Consider the following 13,115-nt stretch of genomic DNA (forward strand, 5'->3'; position numbering starts at 1 on the left):
GATGCCTGGACGCTCACGGACTCCGCGTACCGGCCGCAGTGCCGCCGGCGCCGCCCCGAAACCGATCGGCAGTGCACGCCGAGCGCAGATGATCACGACGTACGGCGTGGGTTCCATGATCGCCATCGAGGACGCGTCGTGGATCGTCGCCGGCCTCGAGGATTGGCGGCCCAACACCGAACAGCAGGTCTACGAACCGCGTCTGCAGCGGGCTCTGGGTGTCGACTACCTGTACCTGCCGCCGGCGGAGAGCGCCCATTTCACGGCGGGCCTCCGACGGTTCCCCGAGTTCTACTCCTGTCAGGGATCAGGCAACTGCAACCTGCTGCAGCCCTATTGGAAGTTCCGGGCCACCGGTTCGGACTGTCCGTGCGGCGAGGGCACCCTCATCCCGTCGCGTTTCGTCGTCGCCTGCGACGACGGCCACCTCAACGACTTCCCCTACCGGGCCTGGATCCACCGCGGCGCCAAGAGCGGACCGTGTGACGGCGACATGCGGATGATCACCACCGGACGTACCGCCTCACTGCGGTCGATCCAGCTGGTCTGCGGTTGTGGAGCCAAGGGGTCGATGGAGGGGGCGTTCCGTCGCAGCGAGCTGCGGCAGCTGGGCATCAGGTGCTACGGCGGCCGGCCGTGGCTGCGTGGCGCTCCGAAGATCACCGGCTGTGAGCGGCTTCCTCGGACTCTGCAGCGTGGTTCTTCGGCGGCCTGGTTCGGCATCGTCCGGTCCTCGCTGGCCATCCCGCCCTGGTCCACGGGTCTGCAGCGGATCATCGAGTCGCGTTTCGAGATGTGGCGGGGCGAGGACGACGCCACGATCGAGCGGCAGGCGGAGAAGGCCAAACTCGTCAAGGGGTCGGTGACCGCGCAGCACATCATCGATGCGGTCCGCCGTCGCGAGGCCCTGGAGAAGGGCAATCCGCTGCCCGATCAGGATCTCGATCTCTCGCTGAAGCGTGAGGAGTACGAGCAGCTCTGTTCGCCGACGGTCGAGGAGGAGACCGACGAGAAGCCGGACTTCGAATGTCGGCCCGCCGATGCGGTGCCGGTCCCACAGCTGGATCAGGTCATGCTCGTCACCCGGCTGCGAGAGGTGCGGGTGTTGCAGTCCTTCACCCGGGTGGAGCCGCCGGGTCCGGCGGACTCCGAGTCCCGGCGTGCCGCCCTGTCGGCCGAGGAGACGGACTGGCTGCCGGCGATGGAGGTGGTCGGCGAGGGTGTGTTCCTGCGGCTGTCGGAGAGCCGCCTCGCCGAGTGGGAGGCACGCCCGGAGGTGCAGAAGCGGGCGAACGGCATCATCGGCAACCACCAGAGGCTGCTCGATCGCCGTGCCGAGGCCGCCGGCAAGACCGCACCGGTCTCCTCCGTCACGGCGCGCTCGATCATGATCCACACGCTGGCGCACCTGCTGGTCAACGAGTGGAGTCTGGACTCCGGCTATCCGGCGTCGGCCATGCGCGAGCGGCTCTACACCTCCCCGGACATGGCGGGCATCCTGATCTACACCGCCACCAGCGACTCCGCCGGCAGCCTCGGCGGCATCGTGCGGCAGGGTGAACCACAACGGCTGGAACGGACCCTGGCGGCCGCGTTGCAACGGGCGGAGTGGTGCTCGACCGACCCCCTCTGCATGGAGGCGGACGCCGCCGGTGCCGACAGCCTCAACCTGGCGGCCTGTCACGCCTGCAGTCTGCTGCCGGAGACCAGCTGCGAGCACAACAACACGCTGCTGGACCGCGGACTGGTCCTCGGCTGGCCCGCCGAACCCGACTCGGGCTTCTTCTCCTGACGAAACCGCACCGGAGGGCACGGACCGTTGACCGGCGCCGTGCCCTCGGGCACCGTAGACCGGTGCCGGTTCGGTGCAACTTCGTCACTTCCACCGGCGGGACTCAACACCGCCCGGCGACCGACCGAACCGGCACGAGCACCCGTCGTCGTCCTTCGGTTGAGGAGTCCTGTGACGCAGTCTGCGGCATGGCAGTGGAATAGGCAGAGCCCCGCATACGGCAACTTCGGCAACGCCAATCAGTGGACGGTCAACGCGGGTCTGGTGTCGTTGGCCCGCGAGAGCGCGCAGAACACCAACGACGCGCGCGCCGGTTCGGAGGCCGCCGAACTCGTCTACAGCTTCATCCGCCTCACCGGTGCCGCACGTGACGCCTTCCTGGCGACGCTCGGCTGGTCCGACCTCAAGGCGCACCTGCAGGCCATGGGTGAGGCGGCTCGCGGCGCGGTGACGGCCGGTCAGATCCGGGCCGGGCTGGAGGCCTCCGAGCAGACGGACTCGTTGGTCCTGCTGCGCATCGCCGACTACGGGTGTCGGGGCCTCACCGGACCCGAGTTCGCCGAAGACGGCCTCTCCCCCGACGACTTCGGCAACTTCATCAAGTTGTGCAGGCTCGACCTGTTCAGCGGCAAGGACAAGGCCGCGGGCGGCTCGTTCGGTCTCGGCAAGGCCGTCTACTGGCGGTTCTCCCGGTTGCAGACCGTGCTGTTCAACTCGGTGCTGGCCCCGTCCGACGCGGTCGACGGCTTCACCCAGAACCGGGTGTTCGGCGTCAACCAGGGCGTGCTGCACCAATACCGCGACATGGGTTACGAGGGCCGGGGTTACTTCGGCCGGGCCTATCCCAACGGTCACGTCGGCTCGGTCTGGAACGATTTCGAGCTGGTCGACGCACTGCACCTGAACCGTGCCGACGCCCGGCCGGGGACCACCGCGCTGCTGTTGGGCTTCTACGACCCGGATCAGCCGCAGCGGGGTCTGAACGGTCCGGAGGAGCTGACCGAGCTGGCCCATGATCTGCGCGAGGGCGTCGAGGAGAACTTCTGGCCGCTGCTGACCCGCGGTGGCCTACGGGTACGCATTGAGGTGATCGACAACGACACGGTCCTGTCCGAGAAGGCGGTCGATCCGGAGGAGACGTACACCGAACTCGTCCGGGCCCTGCGCCGTTTCGACGCCGGCAAGATCGACGACGAGCTCAGCGGTCCGGACACGGTGGTGGTCCGGGATGTGCCGGTCACGGTGCCGCGGCGCCGCACGGGTGATCGGCACCAGTCGTTCGTCCATCAGGCGAAGCTCGTGGTGACCCTGTCCGACGATCAGAAGGACACTCTGGAGAACCGCGTCTGCCTGCTGCGCCGGCCCGAGATGATCGTGCAGACCCTCGATCGACCCTTCGACGGCCACACCTACCACGCGTTCCTGCTCGCCGGTGCGGCGATCCACCCGGCCGCGCCCACCGCCGAGCAGCTGTGGGCCGACGACTTCCTGCGGTTCGCCGAGCCGCCCGCACACGACCGCTGGCTGCCCGGCATCGGACGCCGACAGGCCTCACAGGCGAACCTGACCGCGCACTATCTCGCCCCGTGGGTGCCCAATCTGCAAGGCATCGAGAAGGGTGTCGCCGCGGCCCTGCACGGTCTGTTCGGGGCACCACCGGCACGGACCGGCGCGCCGCCGGAGTCGCTGCTGCGTCATCTGCGTTTCCTGCGGTCGGAGAGCGGCTCCGGTGGAGCCGGTGGCGCCCCGCACAAGCCGGAGGTCGACCTCACCGAGTGGCGGGTCGAGGACGGGCGGTGGAACGTGCGCTTCACCGTCCGCGCCAAGAACCGTCCACAAGGCTGGCACCTGCGGCCGGTCCTCGCGTTCGTCGGCCTCGACGGCAGACGTGCGGTGGTCGACTGGGATTCGTTGCTCGTCGAGGACGGTGCCGGCCGGTTGGTCGACGGCGGGCTGCGTATCGAGGCGACGCCGCGCGGCCGATTCGCCAAGGTGACACTCCATGGTCGATCGACCGGTGACCTGCCGATCCCGGCGGAGGAGGCGGCCGTCGAGGTGATCCTTCAGAAGCCCGGCCCGCTGCTCACCCCGAACGACGAGGACGCCTGATGACCGTTCGCTACCCGTGGCCGACCTTCACGGCCCCGCTCAGATGTCGATTGACCGACGTCCGGCTCGACGGCCGGCCGCTGCCGGCGGATCTCATCGACGACGGCCACTACCGGGTCCGGTTGGACGGCATGTCGACGTGGGAGTCGTTCGAGTGCGAGGTCGTCGTCACGACGGACGAGTCGATGCCGGCCGGTGTCGACCGGGTGACCGGCTACGTCATGGTCGCCTCGTCGGCGACCAACACACGACTCCCGTTCCCGTTGCGGGCCGAGGGGAACTCGCTGATCGGCCGGATCATCGTCGCCCGCGGTGCCGTGGCCGGTGGCTTCACCGTCGCGGCGGAGGTCGGTGGCGAGGTGGCCGGGCGTCGACGGGTCGTGGGCGCGAGCGATCCCTGGACCGTCGTCCTGGATCGCCGGGACGCGCCGGTGCCGCCCGGTGCTCCGCCGTTCGTGATGTCGTGGGAGGACTTCACCTCGCCGGGCGCACCCGCAGCGGCTCGGCAGACCCCGGACGCCCTCGCGTTCATGGACGTCACTGGTGAGCCGCGGTTGTGGCTGAACTCGGGTGTGCCCGGTCTACAGGCGCTCCTGGACAACAACCACGCCAAGCTGGAACGCCGGCGGCTGCGTGACATCCTCAGCACGACGATCGCCCGTAACGCCACCTCGGCGCTGTTCCGGGCCGCCGCCGCCGAGGTGGTCGCATACGGCGACGAGCCACCCCAGCCACCGACCACCGCGCTGTACCGGCAGGTGTGCCAGGCCGTCGCGGACCAGATGATCGGCATCGGCGGCGTCGAGGAACTCTACGAACAGTTGGTCGCCCAGCGTGACGACCCGCTCGGCAACGCCGACCTCTGGCGCCGCATCGACGCGGCCGTCGACACACTGACCGGTTCCCTCGATGCGCTGACCACCGCGTCCCAGGAGGTGTCCCATGGCTGAACCGATCCTGTGCCGGTTCAAGCACCGGATCTCGGTGGATCTCCGCGACCGGCTCGTCCGGCGGGTCGAGCAGCCGGACGAGCATCACGAACCGATCCGCCGCCCGGACGGATCGACCATCGATCTGACCGTCGTCGATGTGCTGATGGGACGGTTCAGCGACCGGTTCGCCGATCTCGACCAGCGCGGCGACCGGGCGGCCAGCGACCGGTGGTTGGCGCCGCGATTGCACTACGCCCTGCGCCTGACCCGCGCCGAGGCCGCCGACCGTGATCTGTGGGCCTGGCTCGCGGTCCGCTACAGCGATTACGTGGCGTGGCGGTGGGCCGGCGCCGGAGAGAAGCCGACCGAGGACCGCTGGAACGGCCAGATCAACAAGCAGGCGCTGATGCGGCTGTGGTGGGGTGCCGAACTGTTCCGCAACGGACCCGACTACTCACCGGTCGAACGTGCCTTCTCCCGCCAGGACGTGCCGCATAACCTGCTGCACCGCACGCTCGTCCGGTGCCGTTCGCTGGCGGTGGCCCTCGTCGACGACCTCGTACCGGCTGATCAGGAGGTCGTCGGCAGCTCCCGGGAGATCCGCGACCTGGCTCGGGTGTTGAACCTGGTGATGGCCGGGAGTCCTCCGGAACTGGAGACCGATCTGCAGCAGGACGACCACCGGGCCTACGACGCGTGGGTCCGGGAGTTCGTCCTCGTACCGGCCGACTGGGATCTGATCCCGCGAGGCCCGGTGGCCGACGACACGACCCCGTCGTCGTTGGCCGGCGGGCGGGCGATCACCGAACGCGGCCGGCGGTACGCCGCCGTGAGCACCGAGACGTAGCGCGTCTCAGCCGGAGGAGTCCCGTGGTGACGGGGGACGACGCAGGTCGGCGACCGACTCGACGATGCGGTCGGCGGCCTGCTCGACCGCCTCGTGCTCCCAGATCCGCAAGACGGTCCACCCGGCCTCGGTGAGCTTGATGTTGGTCTCGAGATCCCGGCGCCGGTTCGTGGCCACCTTCTCGGCCCAGAAGCCGGCGTTGGTCTTGGCGACGGTGTGATGAGTCGGACAGCCGTGCCAGAAGCAGCCGTCGAGGAAGACGGCCAGCCTGATCCGGGGGAACACCAGATCGGCGGTCCGGCGGACGACCTTGATCGGACGTCGGTTCACGAAATACCGCAGGCCCCGGGAGTGCACCGCGCGACGCAGCGCGAGTTCCGGCTTGGTGTCACGGCCGGTGTTCGCCTGCATCGACTTCCGGACACCGGCCGACGAGGCCCAAGAGCTTTCGGACATGCGTTCCATCTCACCCGTGTGGCGGCCTTGCTCAAAGACCAGGGGGGACTAACATGTCGCGGGTGAGTGACCGCCTGAGCATGATCGACCTGTTCGCCGGATGCGGCGGTATGACCGTCGGATTCCGCCGTGAGGACTTTCGCCCGGTGATGTCCGTGGAGTGGGATCTCGCTGCCGCCGCTACGTATGCGGCGAATTTCGGTGAGTCACACACTCATTGGGGTGACATCACGCTCATCCCCGACGACCAGATCCCGCAGGCGCAGGTGATCATCGGCGGTCCGCCGTGCCAGGGCTTCTCGAACCTGGGCAGCAAGGACGTCGACGATCCGCGTAACAAGCTGTGGAAGGAGTATCTGCGGTTCGTCGTGCACGCGCGTCCGCAGGTGTTCGTCATCGAGAACGTCGAGCGGTTCTCCCGGGCCTCGGAGTTCCAGCTGCTGCTGGAGGAGGCCGACCACGGGATGCTCAAGGACTACACGCTCTCGCACGGCGTGCTGCTGGCCGCCGACTACGGTGTGGCCCAACGCCGGCCGCGGACGATCGTGATCGGTTCCCGCATCGGCGAGATCCCCCTGCCGAAGCCGACGCACGCCAAGGTGCCGACCGGTGACCTGTTGCCGTGGGAGACCGTTCGCAGCAGGATCTCCTGGGTCGACCCGCATCCCACCACGACCGAACTGCCGGAATCCATGACGGAGTATTTCGGCCAGCGGATCCGCGGCGAGTTCAAGGCGAACGACATCCATTTCGGCAGGCAGCCGACCGCGATGTCGTTGGAACGGTATGACCACATTCCGCCCGGTGGGGGGCGATTCAATCTGCCGGACCACCTGCTGTCGCGCTGCTGGCGGGAGAAGAAGACCGGGACGACCGACGTCATGGGCCGGATGCGGTGGGACGCGCCGTCGTTGACCATCCGTACCGAGTTCTTCAAGCCGGAGAAGGGCCAGTATCTGCATCCGCAGTGGGAGGCCGACCACCCCGATCGACGGATCAACCGGGTCATCACCCACTACGAGGCCTCCCTGCTGCAGGACTTCCCGAAGGACTACCTGTGGTGTGGTTCCAAGACGGAGATCGCCAAGCAGATCGGCAACGCCGTCCCGTCCGGTCTCGCGGCGGCCATCGCCAAGCACCTCAAGGGTTATCTGAACTGACCGTGTCGGCCGTCCGCATCTGATCGGGCGGCTCGACAGCACTCGCGCGCTCTGCCAGGCTGCCGACGTGTCGATGGTGCAGGGTGATCTGTTCGGCGAGGGCGCGGACTGGGCGTGGGTGCCCCGAACGCTGCGGGTGAACCGGACCAGGGTGTTGCCCGTCCGTCCGTCGCAGGCGGCGATGCCCAGGCCGGCCACCGGCCCCTGGAATTCGTATACCGGCGCCGAGCCGCCGTCCCGCGAGGCGGACCCCGAGGTCTGGGCGGTTCGCGACGCGATCCTGGCGGAGGATCCCGACGGCGTGCGGATGGGTTACGCCATCAGGGAGGCCCTCGACCAGATCTACGACGGTCAGCGGACCGGGCGGTGGGATTACACCCAGCTGTTGAAGACGGAGAAGACACACGTCGGCACGCTCGTCGAGATCTGGTTGCAACGCGAGTTCGGCTTCCAGGACGGCGAGGAACTCGACTACCGGATCGCCGGGGTCGACGTCGACTGCAGATGGTCGTTGAACCTCTACGACTGGGAGATCCCCCAGGAGATGTACAGCCGGGGCGACAAGATCGCCCTCGTCGTCTGGGCCAACGAGTACACCGCCCGGTGGGCCGCGGGCCTCGTCCGGATCGGCGAGGCGGTGTTGCGACCTCTCGGTAGGCAGCGTGACGGCAAGCGCCGGCTGAACGACCACGGGCGCGATCGGATCCTCTGGATGCATCCCGGTGTCGACCTGGTCAAGAACACCCTTCTGCACATCGGCGACCCGAGGAAGCTCGAACTCATCGCCTACGCCGCTCGCGGCCAGACGGCGGTGACCCACCTGTTCCGGGAACTGACCGGCGAGTTGATCAATCGGGCCACCGTGCTCACCGCCGCCCAGCAGGTCGACAGCGCCAAACGGGTCCGCGACGCACGACGGCGACTACAGCCGGAGGGCATCGTGATCTTCGGCCACTACGCCCCACACCCCCGGATGGCGCAGCAACTCGGACTTCCCGCCCCGACGCTGGGCCGGTTCGTGAGTATCCGACTGCATCCCTGGCATCCCGACGACCCGGAGCCGCACACCGAGATCGAGGGGACGCGATGGCGCCGCGCCCGCGACGGTGACCCGCTCGTCGCGGCTCCCACTCTGCCCAGTCAGGGCAACGACGGCTGATGCGAGCCGCCGGCTAACGACTTCCCGGCCGCCACAGGTACTCGAAGTCGCGGAAGGCGGGCTCCGCCCCGAAGTGGGTGATGTTGTCGGCGACGTCGAGTACGAGGCACTCCTGTTTGCCGCGGTTGCGAGGGCCGCGCAGTCCGCGTCCGATCATCTGCTGGTACACGTTCGCGCTGTAGGTGGGTCGGGCCACCACGATGGCGCGGGTGGCCGGTGCGTCGAATCCCTGGGTCAGCACGTTGTAGTTGGTCAGGACCCGGATCTCGCCGTCCCGGAAGCGACGCACGCTCCGGCGCCGCAGTCCGGGGTCGGTCGAACCGGTGACCGTCGCCGACCGGACCCCGCGCCTGTTCAACAGCGCCGACAGGACGTGGGCGTGCTCGACGGAGGTCGCGAAGACCAGTACGGGCCAGTCCTCCGGAAGCGCGACGATCTCCTTCACGAGCATGGCGGTACGGTCACGGTCAGCGGCCAGTCGCATCTCGGCGCTGTCGGGCAGTCGTCGATAGACACTGGCGTCGGCGTGTTCCCGTTCGGAGAGGTGCAGTGTCGCCCCGGGCAACTCGCGATGTTCGACGCGGGCGAGGATGCCGTCGTTCTGGAGCGTCAGGTACGGGCGTTCGCCCAGGATCTCGCGTCCGTCCGCGGTGAAATCGAGCCGGTTCTTCTGGTACCTGTTGGTGAGGCGCTCGGTCTCGGCGGCGTTGGAGCCGATGAACGGGGTGGCGGTCAATCCGATCATCGGGCACCGGGTGCGGTGCGCGGTGATGCCCAGAGACGCCAGGACCGCGGTGTATCTGCTGCTCAGCGAGGTATGTGCCTCATCGATGACGACGCATTGACTCTCCCGTAGCCACGCGTAGTCGTCATCGTCGACGCTCAGGGCGAGTTTGGCGTCGGTCGCCACGACGAGATGGAAGCCGGTGGCGACGGGATCGGCTTCGTTTCGTGACCACAGTCTGCTGATGGTCAGCGTGGTGTTGCCGCCCAGACCGCGCCAGGCCGACTGCCAGCTCTGCACCGCCTGCTCGCACAGTTCCTCGGATTGCGCGATCCACAGGACGGGTGTGGATTGCCGCAGTTCGCCGGCCCGCATCGATTCGATCAGCGCCTGGAGTGCGGTACGGGTCTTTCCGGCGCCGGTCGGCAGGCACAGCATGCCGCGTCGAGGGGGTCGGGCGGCGACGACCGACCGGATGCGCCGGACCATCCGCTCTTGGTAGTCGTGCAGCGGCGGAAAGTCGGCCGGCCCCTCCACCACGACCGACGCCTCGAGTGTGGGCTGTCGTTCTCCGGCGAAGGTGGCGGGGAATCCGAGGTCGGTGACGAACTGTCGGGCGCGGTGGCTGCCGGCCCAGTGGTCGGGGACGTCGAAACCGAGTCGTTGCAGGTCGCTGCGGTATTCCCGCAGGGTGGTGGTGCCGAAGACGTCGAGGGCGAGGGCGGCGATCGTACGGTCGGTCAGTGGCCCCTCGGAGGAGGCCACGGCGTCCAGGACGGGTTCCGGCAGGCGTGTCCGCAGGGTGGCGGCACCGAGCAGCGCCACCAGCCGGTCGGTGTCGTCGGCCTGGTCCCGGACCCGGGACAGGCGCGAGTCACGGCGCGCCTGTTCGCGGTGGGCGACGATCTGTCGGCACTGCTCGTCGGTGAGCTCGAGGGTGAACTGCGTGCGGAGTCGGTGCAGCAGGCCGAGTTCATCGAACGGTTCCCGGCTGTAGAGGACGTCACCGGCGCGAAGCGTCTGCGCGGGTTGGGCCCGGCGGCCGTTCGGGCCGCTGACCAGTTCCTCGAGTTCGCGGCAGACGACCAGGTCGACGCCTTGCAGCGGCCGGCCGGGGAGGAAGCGTAGGCGGGGGAACATCTCCTCCAGCGATGCCGGTTCGCCCACGGCGACCGCCCGCACCTCGGTGGTCAGCACGTCGTCGAGAACGGACAGTCCCCACGCCGTTCTCAACTGTCGGGCGGCGTCCTCCGAGGCCGGTAGGACGGGGACGCCCTGAGCGGTGAGGCGTCTCAGTTGGGCGGCGCCGACCGCGACGGCCACCTCGTCCGGTGCGGCGAAGGCCGTGTCGCCGTTGCGCAGACAACGGACGGTGGCGGGTGGCGGCAGGTGTGCACTGGCGGCCGCGTACACCTCGGCGAGTGGTTCGGGGTCGAGGTCGGCCTCGGCGTGGCCGAGGATGCGTCTCCATCCGGCGGCGCCGATCTGCTCGGTGTCGGTGGGCAGGCGCAGTGCCGTGGCCAGGGCCGGGTCGATCTCGGCCACCGGCAGGTTCGCGGGACCGATGGGGAACGCCGGGCTCAGGCAGTCGTCGATCGGCAGTGGTCCCCACGTCGTCGGCACGTAGCCGTGCCGGCGGATCGCCCACACCAGCGGCGAGGGGATGTCCACGCTGCGGTCGACGCGGGTCACGGCCCAGGCCCGCCAGGTCGTGACGACGCCCTCGAGGGGCAGGTGCCGCAGGAAGAGGGCCGCCTGCCGGGGTGTGAGGTCGCCGAGGACCCCCAGTGGCCCGGCGGGCGGCGGACCGGTGACCTTGATGCCGCGCTCGTTGGGTCGGCTCATCTGGACCGGGAGGCCGGCGTAGTAGTCGTTGATCATGTCGCGTCGGTATCGCGCGAACCAGGCGTCGCGGACCGGATCGACCGCGGCCGTCGGCACGTCGGAGGCTCCGAGCAGGCTCAGCAGCGCGAGGTCGTCGCGATGGAAGTCCATGTCGACGGCCACCGGCGCATCGGCCGGCACCACGCGGCCGGGAAGCATGCACTGGTGGACGGCGGCGTACCGGCCGCCGCCGGTACGCACGCGCACGTCGGCCGTGGCGTTCTCGGCCGCGAGGACGTCACGTACCACCGTCGGGATGATCCGGCGGGTGAGCGACCAGAACGACTGCCAGCCGGTGTCGTCCAGCCGGTCGAGGCCGCTCTGCAACAGCGACATCAGTCGACCGGTGGCGTCGGCCTCGTGCACGCCCAGTTCGGTCAGGATCTCATCCAGCTCGGGATCGTCGTCGAGTCGACGGTCGAGGTAGGTGAGGTCCGCGGCCTCGGGCTCGCCCGGTGTACGGCGGAACACCGGATCGTCAAGAGCTGCCAAGCGGTTGTCGGCGGTGAGCACGATGTGAGCCGTACGCGCCTCCGTCAGGGCCGGATGGGCGGCGGCGAGCATACCGGCGACGATCTGCAATGCCGTCGCCGATCCCGGCGCGGACCGTCCGGAGACGTTGCTCTCCAGCCAGACCCGCACCTTCGTGGCACCTCGGCCCGCACCCGCGAGAATGAGCTCGGCCCGCGATCGGCGGGTGGTCTCCTCGACGCTGTGATGACACCATTCGTTGCGGCGATCCGGCACCGACCGCCAGAGTTCCAGCCACGCCGGATCCATCTTGGGCGGATGCAGCCGCACCTCGGTGGGCAGACGCAGCCGGCCGGTCTGATCGGGCAGGCTCGGCCGGATCGCGGCCAGTCGATACACGGCCGCGCTGAGTTCCTTGTCCGCCCAGTTACGCGCCTCCCGGCCACGGGCGGTGAGGTACAGCAGGTGTCTGGCGGGGTCGTCCGCCGAGCTCAGTCGCGGCAGCGAGTCGACGATCAGCTCGGCCGCCGCATTCATGATCTCGTCGTTGAACCGGTTGTCCTTGAGCAGGTTCTGCCGGTCCTCGTTGGTCTTCCACGGCGCGTTGAGCACGCCGCTCAAGGTCGTCTCGTAGGTGGTCGGGAAGAACGCCCAGAATGCGCCGTTCCCGTGCGCGCTCGACAGCGGTACCGCCCACGACACGGGGATCCGGTCACGGTCGTGGAACTCGCCGGCGTCACGGCGGGCCTCCGAGCTCGGCGTGTGGATCCGCTCGAAGACCTTCCACACGACGGTCCGCTGTGCGTCGTCGCTCTGTTCGGTGACGGTGCGGTCCTCTCCCCGGCCGCTGACGGTGACGATCCGCCGGTGGCGTTCCGGTCCGCTGCGGTCGTCGAGTTCCAACCGGCCGATGTGCGGAGAGAAGATCACGAAGTCGCCGGGGAACGTGCGGACGTCCTGAGCGAGTCGTTCGACGTGCCCGTCGAGCAACGGCAGCCGGATCACCGTCGTCGCCCAGGACATCAGGTCATCGAGTACGGCGTCGGCGGAGCGCTCGGCGTCGGCGTCGAGCAGCCGGGCGACCCGGAGCACCGGGGTGGGTGCGGTCGTCGCCGTACGCGCCCGGATGGTCTGTTCGGCGTAGCGGCGATCCCAGCCGAAGGAGCCACTCCGGCTGAACAGGGAGGGGCTGTCGGAGATCGACAACACGGATTTGAAGCCCAGGCCGAACCGGCCGATCTCCGTGCCCCGTTTACGGGACAGGTGCGAGGCGAGGATCGTCTCGGCACCCTCGGCGGTGATCGCCGTACCCCGGTTCGCGCAGTACAGCGCAGTCGGCGTCAACACGACGTGGATACCGCCGCCCGGTTCGCGCTGCAACTCGTCAGCGCCATTCTGGATCAGCTCGTACAGCTGGCGCCGTCCGTACCCGCCCTGGGTGATCGATCGCTCGATGTTGGCGTGTTCCTCGACCAGGCCGGGATGCGCGACGTAGGCCTGTAGGCACTGCTCCGACAGGCCGGTGACCCGGCGGGCCACAAGGCCGTCGGAGCCCTGCCAGGCGGTGGGTGCCGGCATCGA

At 69.0% G+C, this 13,115-nt stretch carries 8 protein-coding genes; 6 read left to right on the forward strand and 2 right to left on the reverse strand.

Annotated elements, in window-relative coordinates; all coding sequences use genetic code 11:
- Position 1: 1 nt before the first annotated feature.
- The 4 genes from drmB (at position 2) to BC793_RS37705 (ending at position 5,680) form a co-directional block, all read left to right on the forward strand.
- Positions 2–1,792, forward strand: coding sequence for a DUF1998 domain-containing protein (gene drmB, locus BC793_RS37690; RefSeq protein ID WP_109601376.1), 1,791 nt, complete (start codon positions 2–4; stop codon positions 1,790–1,792).
- 171 nt (positions 1,793–1,963) lie between these two features.
- Positions 1,964–3,901, forward strand: a complete 1,938-nt coding sequence (locus tag BC793_RS37695) for a hypothetical protein (RefSeq protein WP_146246638.1) — start codon at positions 1,964–1,966, stop codon at positions 3,899–3,901.
- Positions 3,901–4,851 (forward strand): hypothetical protein, encoded by a 951-nt coding sequence (locus BC793_RS37700; protein ID WP_146246639.1) that lies wholly within the window; start codon positions 3,901–3,903, stop codon positions 4,849–4,851. Before BC793_RS37695 ends, BC793_RS37700 begins: the two co-directional genes overlap by 1 nt.
- Positions 4,844–5,680 (forward strand): DUF6339 family protein, encoded by an 837-nt coding sequence (locus tag BC793_RS37705; RefSeq protein ID WP_109601382.1) that lies wholly within the window; start codon positions 4,844–4,846, stop codon positions 5,678–5,680. Before BC793_RS37700 ends, BC793_RS37705 begins: the two co-directional genes overlap by 8 nt.
- Before the next feature lie 6 nt (positions 5,681–5,686).
- On the opposite strand, the gene BC793_RS37710 is transcribed toward BC793_RS37705, so the two are convergent.
- Positions 5,687–6,136 (reverse strand): very short patch repair endonuclease, encoded by a 450-nt coding sequence (locus BC793_RS37710; RefSeq protein WP_109601451.1) that lies wholly within the window; start codon positions 6,134–6,136, stop codon positions 5,687–5,689.
- A 53-nt stretch (positions 6,137–6,189) separates the two neighbouring features.
- Between BC793_RS37710 and BC793_RS37715 the strand changes: the two genes are divergently transcribed.
- Both BC793_RS37715 and BC793_RS37720 read left to right on the forward strand, forming a co-directional pair.
- Complete coding sequence (locus tag BC793_RS37715) at positions 6,190–7,296, forward strand: DNA cytosine methyltransferase (RefSeq protein WP_109601384.1); 1,107 nt, start codon at positions 6,190–6,192, stop codon at positions 7,294–7,296.
- Positions 7,297–7,369: 73 nt separating this feature from the next.
- Positions 7,370–8,455 (forward strand): NaeI family type II restriction endonuclease, encoded by a 1,086-nt coding sequence (locus BC793_RS37720; protein WP_239170506.1) that lies wholly within the window; start codon positions 7,370–7,372, stop codon positions 8,453–8,455.
- 13 nt (positions 8,456–8,468) lie between these two features.
- Here BC793_RS37720 and BC793_RS37725 read toward each other — a convergent pair whose 3' ends face one another.
- Positions 8,469–13,112 (reverse strand): DEAD/DEAH box helicase family protein, encoded by a 4,644-nt coding sequence (locus tag BC793_RS37725; RefSeq protein ID WP_109601388.1) that lies wholly within the window; start codon positions 13,110–13,112, stop codon positions 8,469–8,471.
- Positions 13,113–13,115 lie beyond the last annotated feature (3 nt).

It is taken from the genome of Actinoplanes xinjiangensis (assembly GCF_003148685.1).
GTDB lineage: Bacteria > Actinomycetota > Actinomycetes > Mycobacteriales > Micromonosporaceae > Actinoplanes > Actinoplanes xinjiangensis.

Excerpts from the sequence above, each read along its gene's own strand:
- BC793_RS37700 (WP_146246639.1), top strand. The coding sequence starts at position 3,901 with ATGACCGTTCGCTACCCGTGGCCGACCTTCACGGCCCCGCTCAGATGT.
- BC793_RS37705 (WP_109601382.1), top strand. The coding sequence starts at position 4,844 with ATGGCTGAACCGATCCTGTGCCGGTTCAAGCACCGGATCTCGGTGGAT.
- BC793_RS37720 (WP_239170506.1), top strand. The coding sequence starts at position 7,370 with ATGGTGCAGGGTGATCTGTTCGGCGAGGGCGCGGACTGGGCGTGGGTG.
- BC793_RS37715 (WP_109601384.1), top strand. The coding sequence starts at position 6,190 with ATGTCGCGGGTGAGTGACCGCCTGAGCATGATCGACCTGTTCGCCGGA.
- BC793_RS37725 (WP_109601388.1), bottom strand. The coding sequence starts at position 13,112 with ATGCCGGCACCCACCGCCTGGCAGGGCTCCGACGGCCTTGTGGCCCGC.
- drmB (WP_109601376.1), top strand. The coding sequence starts at position 2 with ATGCCTGGACGCTCACGGACTCCGCGTACCGGCCGCAGTGCCGCCGGC.
- BC793_RS37710 (WP_109601451.1), bottom strand. The coding sequence starts at position 6,136 with ATGTCCGAAAGCTCTTGGGCCTCGTCGGCCGGTGTCCGGAAGTCGATG.